General features: G+C 55.2%; 16 protein-coding genes and 1 riboswitch. Of the genes, 5 read left to right on the top strand and 11 right to left on the bottom strand.

The annotated features are described in order from the left end of the window. Positions 1-21: 21 nt before the first annotated feature. The 4 genes from AC3Y2E_RS05120 to AC3Y2E_RS05105 all read right to left on the bottom strand — a co-directional run bounded on the left by AC3Y2E_RS05120 (position 22) and on the right by AC3Y2E_RS05105 (position 3610). Positions 22-240 carry a hypothetical protein gene (locus tag AC3Y2E_RS05120; RefSeq protein ID WP_379207855.1) on the bottom strand — a complete coding sequence of 73 codons (219 nt, stop codon included), beginning with the start codon at positions 238-240 and terminating at the stop codon, positions 22-24. 278 nt (positions 241-518) lie between these two features. Next, complete coding sequence (locus tag AC3Y2E_RS05115; protein ID WP_379207853.1) at positions 519-1823, bottom strand: WD40 repeat domain-containing protein; 1305 nt, start codon at positions 1821-1823, stop codon at positions 519-521. Then, positions 1820-2695, bottom strand: a complete 876-nt coding sequence (locus AC3Y2E_RS05110; protein ID WP_379207851.1) for a DUF4261 domain-containing protein — start codon at positions 2693-2695, stop codon at positions 1820-1822. Before AC3Y2E_RS05110 ends, AC3Y2E_RS05115 begins: the two co-directional genes overlap by 4 nt. Before the next feature lie 186 nt (positions 2696-2881). Then, on the bottom strand, positions 2882-3610 hold the full coding sequence (locus AC3Y2E_RS05105; protein WP_379207849.1) for a hypothetical protein: 729 nt from the start codon (positions 3608-3610) through the stop codon (positions 2882-2884). A gap of 163 nt (positions 3611-3773) precedes the next feature. On the opposite strand from AC3Y2E_RS05105, the gene AC3Y2E_RS05100 reads away from it, so the two are divergent. After that, positions 3774-4001 carry a hypothetical protein gene (locus tag AC3Y2E_RS05100; protein WP_379207847.1) on the top strand — a complete coding sequence of 76 codons (228 nt, stop codon included), beginning with the start codon at positions 3774-3776 and terminating at the stop codon, positions 3999-4001. Between the two features lie 92 nt (positions 4002-4093). Continuing rightward, the gene (locus tag AC3Y2E_RS05095) at positions 4094-4552 is read left to right on the top strand and encodes a hypothetical protein (RefSeq protein ID WP_379207845.1); all 459 of its coding nucleotides are present in this window, start codon (positions 4094-4096) and stop codon (positions 4550-4552) included. A gap of 143 nt (positions 4553-4695) precedes the next feature. On the opposite strand, the gene AC3Y2E_RS05090 is transcribed toward AC3Y2E_RS05095, so the two are convergent. From AC3Y2E_RS05090 to AC3Y2E_RS05080, 3 genes are read right to left on the bottom strand one after another with little or no spacing between them, the layout of a single operon-like run. Next, positions 4696-5856 carry a Gfo/Idh/MocA family protein gene (locus AC3Y2E_RS05090; protein WP_379207843.1) on the bottom strand — a complete coding sequence of 387 codons (1161 nt, stop codon included), beginning with the start codon at positions 5854-5856 and terminating at the stop codon, positions 4696-4698. A gap of 55 nt (positions 5857-5911) precedes the next feature. Next, positions 5912-6724 (bottom strand): IclR family transcriptional regulator, encoded by an 813-nt coding sequence (locus AC3Y2E_RS05085; RefSeq protein WP_379207841.1) that lies wholly within the window; start codon positions 6722-6724, stop codon positions 5912-5914. Between the two features lie 26 nt (positions 6725-6750). Next, positions 6751-7515: an SDR family NAD(P)-dependent oxidoreductase gene (locus AC3Y2E_RS05080; protein ID WP_379207838.1), complete on the bottom strand. Its 765-nt coding sequence runs from the start codon at positions 7513-7515 to the stop codon at positions 6751-6753. Positions 7516-7784: 269 nt separating this feature from the next. Between AC3Y2E_RS05080 and AC3Y2E_RS05075 the strand changes: the two genes are divergently transcribed. Beyond that, a complete protein-coding gene (locus AC3Y2E_RS05075; protein ID WP_379207836.1) occupies positions 7785-9074 on the top strand; it encodes an aspartate aminotransferase family protein in 1290 nt (429 codons plus the stop codon). Positions 9075-9563: 489 nt separating this feature from the next. Here the strand turns inward: AC3Y2E_RS05075 and AC3Y2E_RS05070 are convergent, their stop codons facing one another. From AC3Y2E_RS05070 to AC3Y2E_RS05060, 3 genes are all read right to left on the bottom strand, one after another. Further along, entirely contained in the window at positions 9564-10376 is an 813-nt protein-coding gene (locus tag AC3Y2E_RS05070) for an SDR family oxidoreductase (RefSeq protein ID WP_379207834.1), read from the bottom strand. 189 nt (positions 10377-10565) lie between these two features. Beyond that, positions 10566-11960 carry an MFS transporter gene (locus AC3Y2E_RS05065; protein WP_379207832.1) on the bottom strand — a complete coding sequence of 465 codons (1395 nt, stop codon included), beginning with the start codon at positions 11958-11960 and terminating at the stop codon, positions 10566-10568. A 143-nt stretch (positions 11961-12103) separates the two neighbouring features. Then, complete coding sequence (locus AC3Y2E_RS05060; RefSeq protein WP_379207829.1) at positions 12104-13714, bottom strand: glycoside hydrolase family 26 protein; 1611 nt, start codon at positions 13712-13714, stop codon at positions 12104-12106. Positions 13715-14017: 303 nt separating this feature from the next. Here AC3Y2E_RS05060 and gltC point away from each other — a divergent pair, with 303 nt between their 5' ends. After that, positions 14018-14926, top strand: coding sequence for a glutamate biosynthesis transcriptional regulator GltC (gene gltC / locus AC3Y2E_RS05055; RefSeq protein ID WP_379207827.1), 909 nt, complete (start codon positions 14018-14020; stop codon positions 14924-14926). Positions 14927-15039: 113 nt separating this feature from the next. Here gltC and gdhA read toward each other — a convergent pair whose 3' ends face one another. Further along, the gene (gene gdhA, locus AC3Y2E_RS05050; protein WP_190931186.1) at positions 15040-16410 is read right to left on the bottom strand and encodes an NADP-specific glutamate dehydrogenase; all 1371 of its coding nucleotides are present in this window, start codon (positions 16408-16410) and stop codon (positions 15040-15042) included. Positions 16411-16735: 325 nt separating this feature from the next. After that, positions 16736-16907, bottom strand: a riboswitch (cyclic di-AMP (ydaO/yuaA leader). Between the two features lie 423 nt (positions 16908-17330). Here gdhA and AC3Y2E_RS05045 point away from each other — a divergent pair. Then, on the top strand, positions 17331-18674 hold the full coding sequence (locus AC3Y2E_RS05045) for an ABC transporter substrate-binding protein (protein WP_379207825.1): 1344 nt from the start codon (positions 17331-17333) through the stop codon (positions 18672-18674). The last annotated feature ends 31 nt before the right edge of the window (positions 18675-18705 follow it).

Here is an 18705-nt window from a genome sequence, read left to right as displayed (position 1 = left end):
AGTCAATTTGTTTCAGGCGGATCATACCCTTACCGAAAGCTTCTGCAACAGCCGTTCTCCCTCCGAACGGTACTGCCCGTGAGCATCGAGAAATGCGGCAATCTCGCTTAATTTAGCCGGTCTGTAACCGGGACCTCCGCAGCCGCAAGAATGGTAGGTAAACCCGTTACGATATAAAATTTCGACTTTCTCCCACTGCTTCTTGTCTTGTTGTTTGGGCGCCTGAAAATCGTGTCCCATATCCTTCATCGTCTCCCGGCATTGCGGACATATATAGGTTCTGTTTTGAACCTCGGCCGGGCTTAGCTCCGATGTTGATTTTTGCTTAAATACTTTGCGGCACCGAAAACAGGCGTACACATCCTTATAAGGACCGTACATCGCATATCTGCACATAAAAACTCCCCATTCTAATTGCTTGATTCACTTCCTTTAAGAGGCTGAATAGATAAACAAAAACAAGCAAAGAGCGTGATCCGTTCCCCTGCTTGTCTATGTCATGTTTCCAAGCCCATCCGTTACCAAAGTAGCGGCTGCTTGTTCTCCCACACAATCCAGCGGCGAATCTCCCGGATCGGCGCTGTTCCGATGCAGTATGGGTCCGGTTCCTGCGCGGTCAAGTCGACCCAGTGCAGCATCCCGCTGTACGTTCCCACAAGCAGCGTCTTCTCGTCCGGGCTCAGCGCCATTCCGCTTATGGTACCCGAGACGTGGTACCGCCACAGCTCTTGCCCCTCGTGATCGATCATTCGCAAATATCCGTATGCATCTCCGAGAATATTCCCTTCACGAAGCGCAACGCCGGCATACACGCGCATCTCGCCGTTCATCGACGGCCAATCCCCTGATTCTATATCGGCTTCGAGAGAGGAAAGCGACACCCGGATCGTGTCTCCGTTGTAGAAGTGACAGGCATTGAACCAGACCTGCTGACCGCTGCTCGAAAACAAACAGTAGTGCGGGTAGCTCGATGCCGGCTCAATCGGGTATACGATCCTGCGATCCACATCGAGCAGTAAATGCTCGCTGCCTTGGCTGCCGAATGCAATCCATTTGCCGTCTCTGGACACTGTGCCGTGCGGCATCGACAGCGACGCGTTAAGCTCTTCCCCATCCGCTTGTTCCTGCAATTCCTCTTCCGACGGATGAAGCAGGAGCACCCCGTTCTCTTCGATGAGGTAGATGCCGTCATGCGATACAAAAAGCAGCTTTTGTCCGTTCGCGAACGGAATGACATCCGCCGTCTGGTAGCTCTGTTCCTGAATCGTTTCGATCGCCGGGTACCGATCCTGCAAGCGACGTATGATGTCCTCCCAAGTATAGGAAGCGAGTAACTGTCCATGCAAAGTCCGATCCGGTTCGCGAACGACCTGGACGCCTCGCTCGTCCATCAGCGCGACATCCCGCCCATCCGCAGAGCAGCTCACGGCCCGGAGATGCTCCACCTGCGTCACCCGTTCCAGGTCGGCCACATAGATCGCGTTGGTCTGGTCCTTGTTGCGTCCAGATAGGAGCGCGCTGCCGTCCGTGAACAGCGCAATCGGCTGCACAGCCCGCATCAGCTGCTGGTGCGACTTGTTGAACGGCCAGGAGGCGGGAGGAAATCGTTCCCGCAACATTTCCGTATCCCCGGATCGATTCGCTTGCTGGATGTACCGGAACACGCGGGACGCCAGTTCAGCTCGCGTATCTTCCGAAGGTTCCGGCCCGGCCGCTTGCCAATTGCTTGCCAAGCCGCGTCGTACGAAGGCGTTCACTTCGGATGCGTAGCGCAGCCCTTCTTCCTTCCACTGCCTCGACAGTTGCCCGATCTCGTCCGTCATTCCCGTCCTCCTGCCGCATATTCGCCGGGGCAGACGTCCATCACGTCTCTCGACGGCTGGATCAACGACATCTCATACTGACACGTCCAGTACACATCCTGCACCATCTCCCCGTCCCGCAATCCGGCGATCGTCTCGCCATCCTGAACAGGCGCCTCCGCTTCGAATACATAAGCGGCAACATTAAACGCATGCCGCGACACATCGTTAGGGTCCAGCGTGTGAAAGTGGTATTGGACGTCCGGCAGTCCGAGCGCAAACAAGCCAAGCGAATCGATCAGGCTGTCCTCGGTCCCGTGCACGTTAAAAAACCGAATATTAACGCCGAACTGCAAAAACCGGCTCGCTCCTTCGTACGGATTGTCCGCAATCTCGGACGGAACCAGCAGTTTGCCGCTTGAAGGAATCCAGACCGCTTGGCACGTCGGGAACAGGCTGACTGCGATTTCTAGCCAGTCGGCAAGCAAGGACGCCCGCGATTTGTAGTCCAGCCCCGCCGCCATAAAGTCGCTGATCAACAGCTTGTAGCGGCAGCGCTGCAGCACGTCTTCCCCATCCGGCATCGTCCAGAACTGGGTGCGCTCCAGATCGGTGATCGCCTCTTGCTGAAACGGGGTCACATCCGCCATCATCACCTGCGCAGGCAGCTCCCCATCCCGGTAAGCCACTTTGTAAGCCTCTATCGCAAAAGAAGACAACGCCTCATTCCCGGACACCGTATCCACCTGTCCGCAGCGGGCCTGCAGCGCCTCCCGGATCGTTGCCGCATCCGGCCGTTCGGCTTGCTCTTCAAACAACAAGTACATTTGAAACAACCTTTGAAACTCGCTTTTTTCGTTCAAGTCTTGCTTTTTTAACACTTGTTCGCTCACTGTCTCGTTCTCCTCTTGTTAGCAAGTTATTCCTTTCACTATATCGATCGACGCCGGACTCGCGCAAGTTCAGGTCCGGAAATGATCCGAAAGTCGGGACCGCGGGACCTACCGGATGTACGTCGCTGCCGCCACAGCCATCATTACTCCGCTTTCCGCAGCATGCCTCCAACGAGCGATTCCCGGTTAGGTAGCATGGCGTCTGCACCCCCGGCTTTCCAGCCACCGGATGAACGTTTCCGCCACCTGCTCCTGTTCGGCCTCATAACAAACCGCGACTTCTTTCCCGTACGCATAATTGTAACGAATCCAGCCGCCCATCCGTTTCATGTATTGATAGCAGCTGTGCTCCTTTTCCTTGACCAGGTCGAAGCCGCCTAACTGCCGGCTGCACTCGGAAGCCAACTGCCTTAGCGCTTCTGCGCCTCCATCCGGAAGCAGCATAAATACAAACTGCCGCGACTCGCTCTCCGGATCGAAAGTCGCGACACCGGACACGTCCTGCACATTGGACTCTCGCATAATCCGGTCCATCGTCTCCGTCCACGTCTCCCCTGCCTCCACGGTCCATACGCGCAGCTGCTCGGAATGGCGCGGCAGCCAAATCAACCCGTCTACAGCCGGATGAACGGCGATAAAGTCGCCGTCAATGGTAGACATCGTCACCACGCACTCGGCGAGCTGCTCCAGCGTAATCGGACTCTCCTCGTCATGCTCCCAGAACTCATACTCCACGAACGGCTTCAGCACCTCCGGGTCCGGCAGTTGAACATAAAGCCAATCCCGGTACGTTCCCGGCCCGTATTGCTCGAGAAAACGCCGGTATCCGGCGGGCAGCTCGACTTGCGCCCCGGATTCGACCGTCTCCCCATATCGTTCACCCTGTATCCGGGCCGGATTCGCTACTATGTACACACGAATCGCCTCCTTCGCTAGTGCATCGTTCCCTGTTCGGAACTGTCATTTCTTGCAGCATTTGATGATTCCGATCTACACAAAGTTTACCATATGAATCTTGGACGCGCCCTCACAATCTATGATGCCGGACATACACTAGAATATGAGGGAGGTGACCGCCATGACCGCCATCTATCGTTCCTGCCGCTCGCTGCTGAACCGCCGTGTGCGCATCCGGATGAAATCCGGGGAAACGCATATCGGGAAAGTCGTCAAAGTGACGAATACTCATGTTTATTTGCAGAAAAGCCGGCGCAAAAAAGGGAAGACCGGAACCCGCTTTTTCTTCGCTCCCTTTATTCTCCCGCTCGTCCTGTTTAATTTGCTGACGATTGCACTGATCGTTTAAAGATCCAACCGCTTCATTTCCACCTAGCAGCAACCTTTCCTTCTCTGGCGGAGTCTTAAGTAGTAAACGCACTGGAGAGGAAATCTGCTGCCTTGTATGCCAAGTTGATCGTGCTTGTCCTGCTGACGGACTTGTTTCTGTCCGCGATGACCGGGTTAGGGGTTTACTTCGGCTTTTCCTTATACCCGGCAGCCTGGAGCGGCGGCTTGCACACCCCGGATTCGGCCGGCTTCCGTATGTTTATCCCGATGTGGATGCCTTCGGCCCGGGATTTCAAGTCGCCCCTTTCTTTTTTGCCCGCGAACGGGATCGGCTCCATCGGGGGGAGTATACTGATCTCGGCCGGAGTGCTTGTTGTGCAAAGTTTCGCCAGAGCGATTTTTTTTGGCGGGACCAAATGCGCCGTGCTTCGGGAGAAGCCGCTGCCTCTGCTGCGGAAAATCTGGACGGCGTATCGTCTTGTCCTTGCCCCATACTCCCGAGGGCACAACAACCCGGGGAAGTTTACCCCTAAGGGTAGTCGCAAACAGGCCATATCAGGTCCCGGATAAAAAGACGCCTCCAAATCCACCAAGAAAGTGGATATGAAGGCGTCTTTGGGATTCGTCCGCTGGTCAAGTCAGGGCGGGGACTTAACGTGCAGACGCAGACGGCCAAAGGCGCATGGACAGCCATGCGCCTCCGTAAGCCGCCGCTATAGACGGATGATCTGGTCTTTGTACGAGCCGGATTTGCGGAAATCCGGCATATCCATCGTTCTGCCGCCGTTCATGACCGACAGCTCGGAGAGCAGTGCGACGGCGGTCCACTCGCAAGCGTCGTACACATCGATCGGCGGCTTCGTGCTGCCGCGGATCGCGTCGACGAAATCCTTAACGATAAAAAAGTCGCCGCCCCAGTGTCCGGCCTCACTTTGTTCCTCAGTCACATTTTGATACCGCTCGGGCATATATTCCTGGAAGTCGGACAGCGGACGCCATTTGGCGTCATCCGGATACTCCCCTTCCGCCTTGATATAGATTTTGTGGTCGTCGCCAAGCCCTCTCGGCGCTTCGTAGCAGCCTTTCGTCCCCTGGATCGTGTAATACGCACCGTTATGCGGACGGTTCGAGACGCAATCGAGCCGGAGCTTGATCAGCTTGCCGCTCTCCAGCTGGCACATCGTAATCGACGTGTCCTCCTGCCGCAGCTCGGGCGCCGTATGCCAGCCTGTCGCGAACGTCGATACGGACTTGATCCGGTCCCCTTTAAACCATTGCATCAGCGGACCGAGACTGTGCGTCGGGTAAAAATTGCCCCGTTTGCCGAACTGCCAGTAATTGCGCCAGGACGTTTTGCTCGCGGACGCATCCTCTTGGGAGACGCGGCGGTTAAAGCCTTGGGTCAAATATTTGATATCGTGCAAATATTCGCCTTCTCCGAAGTAAATGTCGCCGAATACGCCTTGTCTGACCATGTTGGCGATCTGCTGGTTGGTTGGAATATAGCAGTAGTTCTCGGCGAACATATACACCTTGTCACTGTGCTTCTCCACCGCTTCCTTCAGCCACCACAGCTCATCCATCGTCACGCCGGCGGTTACTTCGCACAGGACGTGCTTGCCCGCCTCCAGCGCCTGAATCGTCTGCTGCACGTGCAGCTGCATCGGAGTCGAGACAACGACTGCGTCAATGTCGGATTCGAGCATGTCTTCATAGATCCGGTACGTTTTCGGAATTCCGAATTTCTGTGCCTGCTCCTGGAGAAACGACTCGTGCAAATCGCATAAAGCGGTTACTTCTACATCCGGAATCGCCCGGAAGCCCAGCAGATTGCTAAGGCCCCTTGCTCCGACTATCCCAACCTTTAACGTCACCCTGATCCACTCCGTTTCATCGTATAGGAAACGATGCCGTCCTGGCATCTGCAAGTTACGATCTTGTGCTCTGATTGCCCGGCGCTTCGCCCGGCGAGACTTCATCCGGCAAATATCCCAGCTCCGCGGAGATCCGGTCAGCCGTGCTTTTCAGCAAATTGCCGATTTGCTGGTACTTCGTCGCCGGCAGGTCTTTGTTCAGCGAGGTGATGCTGATGGAAGCGAACACCTGCCCGTTCTCGCCCCGGATCGGAGCTCCGATGCAGCGTATGCCTTCCTCGAATTCTTCATCCTCGATCGAATAGCCGTACTGCTGCACGTGCCGGACATCCTCCATCATCTTATCCAGCGCCTTGCTTACCTTATCCGGAGCCGCTTCCAGCTCGGCTCGCACGACATTTTCGATCTCCTCCGGCGTCATTCCGGAAGCGATCGCCTTGCCTACGCCCGACTGATGGAGCGGCTGCGTCTGCCCGATTTTCGTGGCGAAACGGACGAACCCGCTGCCCTCGACCTTATCGACATAAACCGGCTTGTCTTTCTCAGCGACGGCCAGATGTGCGGTGTATGGCGTATCCGCGACCAGCCGTTCCAGATGCGGACGGGCGATCGCCACGAGATCCATCGATTTCATATAACCGATTCCCCAGCGAAGCACGCCGTGACCGAGCCGGTATTTGCCTTCCGGCGTTTTCTGGATCAGCGAATACTGCTCGAGGGTATTCAAGATGACAAAAGCGGTTGACTTCGGTACGTTCAAGGTGGAATGGATGTCTTGAATCGACAGCTGCCGCTCGGTAAGTGCGTTCAGGATCGCCACCGTCTTGTCGATAGCCGGAACCGAATATTCTTTCGGCTGTTTTTTCAAGGCCGGTCCCTCCCCTTTCGTTATGCTCACAGCTCGCCTGCGTTGGCCAGATGGCCGCCGTCCACGACGAGCGTCGTGCCTGTAATATAAGAAGCGTCGTCGGAAGCGAGGAACAGGAACGCGTTCGCGACTTCCTCCACCGTCCCGGTACGGCCCATCGGTGTGCGTGCCGTCAAATCGAGCGACTGGTCCAGCTGCTTCAGCTTGCGGTCAAGCGGCGTATCGATGAAGCCGGGAGCGACCGCATTCACGCGAATCCCGCGTGGCGCAAGCTCGACGGCGAGCGACTGGGTCAGCAGCACAACCGCGCCTTTGGACGAATTGTAATGCGCCAGCATCGAGCTGCCGGCCAGACCGTTTTTGGAAGCCATGTTCACGATCGATCCGCCCTGGCCGCGCTCCAGCATCTTGCTTGCGATCGCCTGGCTCAGCACGAACATCGAGTTGACGTTGACGTCCATAATTTTCTTCCAGGTGGCGAGCGATATTCCGGTGAACGGCTCGCGAAACGCGATTCCCGCATTGTTGATCAGGATGTCGATCCTGCCCCATTGCTCCCAGGCACGATCCGCCGCCGCCTGTACGGCGTCCAGATCGCTCAGGTCGCACACCAGGCTTTCGATCTGCGATGAAGTTTCGGCCCGCAGCTGCTCCACGGTTTGCTTCAGCTCTTCACTTTTGACATCGAGTAGAAACAGGTCGGCGCCTTCCTTGGCGAATTTCTCGGCAATGCCTTGCCCAATCCCCTGTGCGCCGCCTGTGATCAGCACTTTTTTACCGGCAAGCTTCATTCTGTAGGTTCCTCCTCCGACATCTGATTCGGATAGATAACTTAATATAATGAACAATGTTCAATATAATAATAGTGGAATCCCTTTTTTATTGTCAATTGATAAAGCGCAATCGTTTCATATTCATTGGCCCGCTATCTATATAAGGATATTACTCATCGGACCAGCACGGCGATTTCAGTCAATCGGCTGTTGACTTCCGATTTGAGTCCGCTTTATAATCAACTTATTGAATGGAATTTAATATATTGAACATACGGAGGAACGACATGAACAACAGCGCTCGACTTCGTCAGGAATCTAATTTGTATACGCCGGGAGGCGTTCATTCGGCCACAAGAAACGTAGAACCGTTTCACGTATTTACCCGTGGGGAAGGCGCCTACATCTATGACGCCGACGGCAATAAATTCATCGATTACCAGGCTGCTTTCGGCCCTTATATTCTTGGTCACAACTTTCCTTACGTCAACAACAAAGTGATCGAGGCTCTCAGCAGAACCGATATGTACGGCGTGGGCACGACGGATCTCGAGATCGAAGCCGCACGCAAAATCAACAAGCACGTTCCTTCCGCCGAGCAAGTGCTGTTCGCAAACTCCGGTTCGGAAGCGACGTTCCACGCCATCCGTCTGGCACGCGGCGTAACCGGCCGTCAGAAGCTGATCAAGTTCCAAGGCTGCTACCACGGCTGGCACGATTACGTCGCCCGCAACATGCTCAGCTCCTGGGACAAAATCGGCACGCGCGATCCCGGATCGGCGGGCATGCTCGAAGAAGCGATCGACAATACGCTCGTCTGCACCTTCAACGATCTGGATGACGTCGAACGGACGTTCAAGGAGAATAAGGACCAGATCTCCTGCATCATTCTCGAACCGATTCCGCACAACATCGGAATCATTATGCCGCAGCCGGGCTTCCTGGAAGGACTTCGCGAGCTGTGCGACGCCAACGGCGCGCTGCTTATTTTCGACGAAGTGATTACCGGCTTCCGCCACAACCTCGGCGGCTACCAGAAAGTAGCCGGCGTTACTCCGGACTTGACGACGATGGGGAAAGCGATGGCCAATGGCTTCCCGATCGCAGCCGTAGCCGGCAAGAAAGAGTACATGCAGCGCTTCAACACGCAGCCGGGCGGCGACGTGTGGTTCGCGGGCACGTACAACGGTCATGCCGTTGGCACCGCCGCTTGTATCGCCACGATCGAGGTCATGGAGAACGAGCCGGTTCATGAGCACATTTTCCGCCTCGGCGACCGGATGCGTACGGAAATTCGCGGTATCCTGGACCGTCTGGGCATCACCGGTCAAGTCGCGGGCTTCGGCTCGACCTGGACGACTTACTTCATGGACTTCGAACCGAAAAACTACACGGACCTGCAGCATAACGACGCCGAGTTTTACGTCACGTACCGGAAAAAGCTGATCGAAAAAGGCATCTACAAAATGCCGATGAACCTGAAGCGCAATCACCTCAGCTACAGCCATACCGACAAGGAAGTAGACATCACGCTGGAAGCGATCGAATCCGTACTGAAGGAAATGACCCGCAAGTAAGGGTCGTGGACAAGTAAGCATCGTGGACAATGAAAAGGAGCCGGCAGCTTATGCCGGCTCCTTTTTTTGAAATTATCAGGGCGTCTAAACTTCTTCTTCACCGTACTAAACCAGATAAGGGTTGAGGTTTCCCTTCCTCGTCGAGGTCAAGACAGCAACTGTCGCAAGTTGTCTGCTCATCGTGGGCGGCCGCTTGGACCTTCTGCCCTGTTTCAAGCGGGAGGGAACCGAATAGGAGCGGTTTGCACGCTTTATTTTGTCCGAAAACTCGCTTGAACATAACCCGCTCGCAAGAAAGAGGTTTACGGACACGATTGGAAAGCCGGGTCGTGCCCGCAAAACCTCACCAACGAGCGACTGGGGCGATGGTACCCTTTTCCTACAACATGCTAATGTGTGGGTCTGCACATCGACAGGACCGTCCGGACACCTTTACCGGACGGTTTTGCTCAATCTGCAACTGGTTTGGGCGCCGCCGCCTTTACAACATTACAGCAGCGACTCCGCCCCGTCGATAAACATCTCCGTGCCGGATATATGGCTGGACTCGTCCGACGCGAGAAACAACACGAGATCCGCCACCTGTTCGGGCTTGCCGGACCGGTGCTCCAGCGGCTGGCTGCCTTCCGGGTATTTAACGGGAATTTGAATGGTTTTCAGCTCCGGCGTGATGTTCGTATTCTCGCCGATATTCGTGTCGATCGCTCCCGGGCATATGACATTTACCCGGATGCGGTATCGGGCCAGCTCGAGTGCGGCCATTTTGGCGAACGCGACCTGTCCCGCCTTCGAAGCGCTATAGGCGGAGGCGCCGAAGCTGGAAAACTTGCGGCTGCCGTTGATCGAGCTGGTGACGATGATGCTGCCCCCGTACTCCTTCATATAGGGGATCGCATATTTGACCGCAAGAAACGTTCCTTTCAGATTGGTTGCCAGCGTATCGTCCCACTGCTCGGATGTCATATTTTCGATTGGCGTCCAGGTTCCGTTTATTCCGGCGTTGGCAAAGACGATATCGAGACGGCCCCATTTCCCTACCGCCTTCTCGATGGCTTCCCGGACCCTCGCTTCATCTGATACGTCGACGTCGGCGACGAACGCCTCGCCGCCCTTCTCCTCGATCAGCTGCTTCACTTCGTCGGTGCGGTTGTCCTTCAGATCCGCAAGACATACTCGGGCGCCTTCCGACGCGAGCTTTAACGCAGCAGCCCGGCCGATTCCCGAGCCGGCTCCCGTCACGAACGCTACCCGGTCCTTGACGCGCCCCAGATTCGGGTTGATTGCGGTTTCGAGTTGAGGCATACTCCGTCACTCCTTCCCAAAGCTGTTGTTATCGTTCCTTCCTTCATAGATTACCCATTCGCCTGCCGTTCAATCGGATTCCAGCGATTTCCGCCCCCCGCTTCTTACTTATTCCGAAAAACGTAAAAACCCCTGCCGGACTCCTTCCGACAGGGACAAGGATGATACGTATCATTCCGCGCTTCGGCTTCAAGCGGACAAACTGCCGGCCTCCGGCTTTTCTCTCGGGAGGAACTTTCCGGCCAACGCTACAGCCATACAAAACACAAAGCAAAATCCGAACAAAATCCGGATGGGTACTCCGTACGATTCCGCGGCATCGGCGGGCGATCCCATCGAGCCGACCAGCAGCGTCGCCAGTCCGATGCCGGCTATTTGGCCGAGATAACGGACGAGCGCGAGCAAGCTTCCCGCCAGACTGCTTTTGGAGGACGGGGAAGCGCTCATCACTTCGGCGTTGTTCGTCGCATGGAACAGACCGATTCCGATCCCGAATACGGCCAGCTGCAATCCGATCGCGACCGCAGACACGTCAGGCAGCAGCACGACGAACAGCATCGAGACGGAGCACAGCAGCGCTCCCGCCGTGATCGGAAAGGAGCCGCCGTATTTATCGCGGAACCAGCCGGCGAACGGCGCTACGATGCCCATCAGCAGCGGCTGCAGCATCAGCAGCGCACCGGTCGTCCAGGCCGAGTAGCCGAGCTGGCTCTGCATGTAGAACGTAACCGGAATTAGCGTCGCCGTCTGGGCCAGATTAACCAGAAACGAGCTCGTGTTGCCCAGCCATACTTTGCGATGACGGAACAGCTCCCGGTCGATAATGCCGTAGTCGATTTTTCGGCCATGCAGCCACAATGCGACAAGCAGCCCGATGCCGGCCGCACCCTCGATCCAGGCCGCTATCGACATCGCCGAAGTTTCCTTGGCCGACTCCGCCGCCATCATCAGCAGACAGGCTCCGGCGCCGAGCAGGAACGTCCCTACGAAGTCGAACCGGGTTTTGGCCGCATCGCTTTTGCCTCTCGGAAACCAGCGGTAGCCTAGCAGGCAGGCGGCTAATGCGATAGGCACGTTTACCCAGAACAGCCAAGGCCAGTCTACAAATTCAAGCAGCAGCCCGCCGAGAGCCGGACCGGACAACGTGCCCGCCGAGATGACGATCGCATTCACCCCAAGCGCGCGGCCCCGCTCATGATCCGGAAATACCTGACGCACCATCGCCTGGCTGTTCGCCATGATCATTGTCGCCCCGACGCCCTGCAGGCATCTGGCCAGCAATAACGCAACGAAGCCGGTCGAAATGGCGATACACAACGAGCCGATGCCAAAAATAAGAAATCCGTAGCTGTACACGGTACGCCGCTCCAGCCGGTCGGACAGCTTGCCCATAAACGGCAGCAGCACGACCATCGTCAGCAAATAAATTGTAGCCACCCACTGAATCTGAGCCAGCGAGACGTCAAACTGCCTGGCCATAATCGGCAGCGACACGTTGACGATCCCGACATCCAGCGTGGAGATCAGCGTCCCCATATTGACGATTTGCAGTATTCCCCATTTGTTTACCCTTGAAGCGGACATCCTCTGGATTCCTTTCCTGATTGACGGAATGATTGAACGGCAGTCGTTCTGAAGACCAGGCCTTTACGTAAACCTCTTTGGCCTGATTGTACATCCGCCAGCCCGGATTGAAAAGCACATTAGTTGTCTATTATTGAAAAAGTTCACTTCAGGTTCGCCGTGCTCCATTCGAACGGTTGCCGGGCGACCTCCTCGTGCTTGCTGTTATAAACGGCCACCGTCAACGGCTCCGCGGCTTGCAGCGTCGAGAAATCAAGCTCCACCTCCCACGGCACCTCATACGAGATCGCGAGGCGGCGGTCCCCCTGCAACACCGCTACGGCGAAAGGCTGGACCTCCATCGGCATTTTGACATAGACGAACAGCTTTCGTTTGCCCGTCAGGCTTTCCGCCTGGGCGGATCGCAGCGGAACGTATTTGACGTTATCCTCCGTGGCCGCGCCCTGCTCGACCTGGGTCAAATAATAGTCGCTCTGCACTTGCCGGCGGTACAGATCGTACATAAGCGTATTTTCCCTAATGTCGTAGATGTAGTCGGCATTCAGCGTCTCGCTTCGCGATTTGGCAATGTTGAAATACGTGATCGCTTTCACCTGAGGGAACATGCGCGGCAAGTACGCGTACATGTTGGCGAGCTGGCTTTCCCCCCATTTCGCGTAATCCTTTCCGGTCTTGCGGATATAGTGGGTGACGCCTCCTTCCGAGATCATAATCGGTTTATGGGCATATTTCTCATACAGCGGAGCGAAATAATCGATCTGATTTTTGCTGAAATCTTCATTCTCCCCGAAAAAAGGAGTCGCGTACAGCGAAAACCCGACCCAGTCGACATACTCGTCTCCGGGATAATAATCGTCTATATTATCGTTCGGCCAAAAGTTGGGCGACCAGACCATAGCGACATTCGGAGCTTCTTCCTTCATCACCTTCGACATGAGGCGGAATTTCTCGATGTACTTGGCTGGTTCATCGTACCAGGGAACCCAGGCGCCGTTCATCTCGGACGCATACCGCATAAAGATCGGAATTCCCGCTTCCTTCGCCTGGCGGGCGAACGACCGGGCATAATCGTCGTCCTTGACGCTGTCCAGCCCGTAATGCGGCTCCCAGCCGATCTGCAGCGCGCCGGAAGCAGTCGATTTAATGCTGTTCATAAACCGGACGGGAAAGTAGTTTCGCGTATCGCTCTCGTCTTTGCGCCAGCCGGAATACGTGAGCCCGATCGGATGATATTGCCCGAACTCGGGTTCAACGGCCGGCCAGTCGAACAAGCCGAACAGGCCCAGGTAGGTGCCGGATGACGGCTCGAACTTGGCCAGCTTCCGGTTATCCGCTCCAGCGGGGACACTGACGTAAGGCTCGATCGTCACCTCGTGGGCCGAAGGCGGCACATCATCGTAAAACCGCCGGTCTACCGCCTTGGCTTTCGCCCAGTGTGAAGCCGACGTTTCGTACCATGCGGCCGCCTCGGCTTCGTTCCCGATGCTCCGGTAGTAGCTCGCTTTGCGGGTGGCATAGTCGCCGGCCACCTCGTAATCGCCTGCAGACGCCGCCGCCTCAAGGCGTTGCTGCCACCAGTTCAGCAGCTGTACGGGCTCCGTCAGCGGCTGTTTCTCATTCCCGCCGGTGGCATCCGGCCCGCTGGCAGCGGGAATATCCTTGTCCCGTTTGCCGTCCGCACTCACATACCAGTACACGCAGACTACGGCCAAAAAGACGGCCACGACCGAAAGCCGTCCATATTTGCTCTTCATCTTGCCCGCTCCCCCATTTCACCTGTCGATCCCGGTTTTCTAGTTCTATTCTACTATGGATACGGGCCTGAAGGAAAACGGTTTCAAGATGGAAACGAAAGATTTGAATGAACTTCCTGCGAAATGCGAACTCTATCATTTGGTCGGCACAACAAATTAGAGACCCATTTGAGACAAAACTTCCCGCATTCCCCCTCTCCCCCATAAACCGATAGGCTGTTTCCTTGTCGGCCGGTTTGTTGTACAATAAGGGAAGCGCTAAACCTCACACGGCGTGATAAGTAATGGCGGTGACTATATAGAGTGGAATTAAGACAAATCCAATATTTCATAGAAGTTGCCAAGCTGGAGCACGTTACGGAAGCGTCCTATGTTCTTCACGTGGCGCAGTCGGCCGTCAGCCGGCAAATTTTCAAGCTGGAAGCCGAGCTCGGCGTCGATCTGTTCGTACGGGACGGCCGTAAAGTAAGATTGACTCCGATCGGCAAAATGTTTCTGGGTCATATGGAGCAGGCGATTCAAGTCATCGAGAAAGCGCAGCGGGAAATTCAGGAGTTTCTCGACCCCGAGCGGGGCACTGTACGGATCGGTTTCCCGAGCAGCCTGGCTTCGCATCTGCTTCCAATGGTCATATCCGCATTTCGCGATCATTATCCGCAGGTTCATTTTCAACTGCAGCACGGTTCATACCGGGAATTGATCGATTCCGTCATCAAGGGGACGCTGAACTTGTCGCTGATCGGTCCGGTACCGAAGCACGACAAGCAGATTCAGGGCGACACGTTGTTTCTGGAGCGATTCGTCGCGCTGCTGCCGGCGAGCCACCCTCTGGCCGATCAGTCGTCGCTGAAGCTGAGTCAGCTGCGCAACGATATGTTCGTATTGTTTCCCGCCGGGTTCGTCTTAAGGGATCTCGTAATCGGGGCTTGTACCGCTCAAGGGTTCGAACCGAAAATCTCGTTCGAAGGCGACGATATCGACGCGATCAAAGGTCTCGTAGCCGCCGGTCTCGGCATCACGCTGCTGCCCGAAATCGCCCTGAACGATAACGTTCCCCGTTCGACCGTCAAGGTTCGGCTCGAAGACCCGCAAGTCACGCGGAGCGTCGGCGTCATTACACCGAACAATCGCGAGCTTCCTCCTACGGAGAAGCTGTTTTACGATTTTCTGAAAAACTACTTCGCGACGATCGGCCAATTTAATATTGGATAAACCAAAAAAAGGAAACGATACGCCTTCAGGCGTTCATTTCCTTTTTTTGGTGTTGAACCGCATCCGCAGGCGGAAGTACGCCTGCAGGCGCGGATGAGCGGGACTGCGATTGCTTATACGATCCCTTGAAGCATCATAGCGTCGGCTACGCGCAGGAAGCCTGCGATATTGGAGCCTACTACGAGATTGCCGGAGCATCCGTATTCCTCGGCGGCTGCCACGCTTTGACGGTAAATGTTTTTCATAATGCCGTGCAGCTTGTCGTCAACTTCATGGAACGACCACGAATAACGCATGCTGTTCTGGGACATTTCGAGCGCCGATACGGCTACGCCGCCGGCATTGGCCGCTTTGGCCGGACCGAACAATACTTTGTTCTCCAGGAACACTTCGATCGCTTCAAGCGTAGAAGGCATATTCGCCCCTTCGCCGATTGCTTTCACTCCGTTTTCGACGAGGATCTTCGCCGAATGCTCGTTGATTTCGTTTTGCGTCGCACACGGAAGCGCGATGTCGCAAGGAATCGTCCAAATTCCCGTGCAGCCTTCATGATAGGTTGCATGCGGATGGTCGATGACATACTCGCTGATCCGCTTGCGCTCTACTTCTTTCAGACGTTTTACCGTCTCCAGATCGATGCCGTTCGGATCGTAAATATAGCCGTTGGAGTCGCTGCATGCTACGACTTTGGCGCCGAACTGCTGCGCTTTTTGGATTGCATAAATCGATACGTTACCGGAGCCCGATACGACTACCGTGCTTCCTTCGAAGCTCTCGCCGATCGACTTCAGCATCTCGTCTACGAAGTAGACGGCGCCGAAGCCTGTCGCTTCGGTCCGGGTCAAGCTGCCGCCGTACGCGATGCTTTTGCCGGTCAGGACGCCCGCTTCATGGCCGCCGCGAATCCGCTTGTATTGTCCGAACATATATCCGATTTCTCTCGCGCCTACGCCGATATCTCCGGCCGGCACGTCTTCGTCGGGACCGATGTATTTGTACAGCTCGGTCATGAAGCTTTGCGTGAAGCGCATAATTTCATTGTCGGATTTGCCTTTCGGATCAAAGTCCGAACCGCCTTTACCGCCGCCGATCGGCTGCCCGGTTAGCGAGTTTTTGAAGATTTGCTCGAATCCGAGAAACTTGATAATGCTGGCGTTAACGGACGGATGGAACCGCAAGCCGCCTTTGTAAGGACCGATCGCGCTGTTGAACTGTACGCGGAAACCGCGGTTTACTTGCACTTTGCCTTGATCGTCCACCCATGGCACGCGGAAGGAAATAACCCGTTCCGGCTCGACTATACGCTCCAGGATGCCAGCCTTCATATATTTCGGATGTTTGGCGAATACAGGCACAAGAGAATCCACGATCTCTTTTACCGCCTGATGAAATTCGCTTTCACTCGGGTTTCTGCGAATAACCGTCTCATACACGTCTTGAACGTATTGGCGCGCTGCCGCAACGTTGTCCAGCTCTTTTTCCATAACTGCCACTTCCAATTCCTCCTCGCGCTTATATGAATCCGGACTCCCTATATGATTAAACTTGTGGCGTCGGTTTCCATTACATGTATCTTATTATGCAAGGTGCGGCATAAACAATACGTGATTTAGATCATCTTCATGCCGGATTGATATGAGGGAAAGCGGTATCCTTCAAAACGGACGATAAACGCAAGTCCGAACGCCCGATCAGAGTCCGAATGCGGTGATGCCCCTCCGCAATCACGACAAAAAGAGCCGCAGGAAAGAGGACCCTTCCCGCGGCTCTTAACATGACGGCACGGCCATGATCAGAAACGCGTTAACGGCAGTCTCTCCGATACGCTTGCGAGGTTAGCTGACGGATTCGGGCGCTGGAGTCGCCCTACGTTTTGTCCACCGGACAAAACGATTCACCCCCGTGAAGCACCGGCACACCGGCCCATAGCTTCGTTGGTTCCCCCGCTTCTGAATGAAACAGAATTCAGCGATAACAGACTACAGATTGCTATCTTGTTAGGTATCATACTCCTCGTTCGCGGGACTGTAAAGCGAAGCATTCGCCGGTATCGCCGGCCCAGCGACCTTCCGGTACCGTCGGCAACGGTTTCAGACGACGTTATCTTCCGATCTCTGGCGCGCACTGACGCAATCTCCGGATCGCTTCCTTCGAGGCGATATGACAATATTTACACCGGGACCCCGAATATGAAACGATTCGCCCCCCGCAGATCAAACCCGGATTATGGAGATACATTCAAAAACATGGATTCCTGTTCGAGGAAAAGTCCGGCTAACTAATTATCCATGTATTCTTTTTTTACTCCATTTACTATTGGTACCGCTTACATATAATTAAAGTTGCTTGCAGGTAAGGGCTTTCCTAGATAATAACTTATCCAGAACCAGGGGGAATGTTTACGATGATCCGAAACATGATCCATTCGATTCGAACCGTTCCATGGATGACAGCCGCTGTGTGCCTGGCACTGCTGCCGGCGTGTGCAGGCGGCGATTCCGGCCAACCTTCCGCTGCGTCCGGGCAGCCCGATTCCTCCGTGATGGCCGCACCGGTCGAGCTGAGCATTTACTCCGTAGTTCCCTCCGTCACCCAAGAAGAGTTCAAGCGGACCATCGAGGCTCCGGTGCAAGCCAAATATCCGAATGTCAAACTGACCTATGTGATCGGCGGAGCACAGGCCAAGATCAGCGATCTCGTGGCGAGCGGAAGCGCGCCGGACATTATTCTGACCTCGATCAGCGGAATGAACAGCAACGTCATCCCTTTCCAGCTTCAATACGATCTTACGGAGCTGATCCAAAAGCATAAGTACGACCTGTCGCGCATCGAGCCTTCCACGCTGGATTCGTTACGCAACGCTTCGGATAACGGTGCTCTGTACGGCTTGCCGAAATATACGAACACGGTCGTCCTGTTTTACAATAAAGACATTTTTGATAAATTCGGGGTGGCGTATCCGAAAAGCGGGATGACCTGGGACGAAGCGACCAAGCTGGCCGCCCAAATGACACGTACGGTCGACGGAATCCGTTATCGCGGAATGTCGCTGTTTTCCGGCAATATGATCACGGAAAATCAACTCTCTCTGCCTTTTATCGATCCGAAAAGCGACACAGCGTCCGTCAACACGGCTGAATTCCAAAAGCTCTTCCGCACGTACAAAGGGATTTACGACATCGTGGACAATAGGCCGGAGGGAGCCTTTAACGGGGACGCCGAGCTGGACTCGTTCTACAAAAACAAAAACATCGCAATGGTCGTAGCCCCGATGTCCGGCTACGGACGATTCGAAAACGACAAGGACCTCAACTGGGATCTGGTGGCGGCCCCGACTTTCGCCGATAAGCCGGACGTTGGGTTCCAGGCGAACACGATCTATTATTTCATCAGCAACGCGAACAAGAAGGCGGAGCAGGCGTTTCTCGCCGTCACCCAGCTTCTCTCCGACGAGGTCCAGCTGATGAGCAGCAAGGAAGGCCGTCCTCCCATTCTGAAAAACGAAACGATTCGCGCCGCGTTAGGGGAAGAGAGCAAATCCAAAGGGAAAAACTTCAAGGTTATGTTCCACAACAAGTTCGCTACCATGCCAACCGCTAACACGAAGCTTGCCCCGCTCGTCAACGCCAATTCGATTCTGAACAAGGAATTCGGCGATATGATCAATTCGGGCACAGACGTGAACACGATGCTGCGGCAAGCGGAGGAGAAGATCAACAAAGCGATCAGCGAAGCGAAAAGCAAGTGACGATTATCCACCGTCCGGGAGCCGAGATCCC

This window comes from Paenibacillus sp. MAH-35, assembly GCF_058135425.1.
The sequence above is the reverse complement of the archived record's forward strand: the minus strand, read 5'-3'. Positions and strand labels throughout refer to the sequence as shown.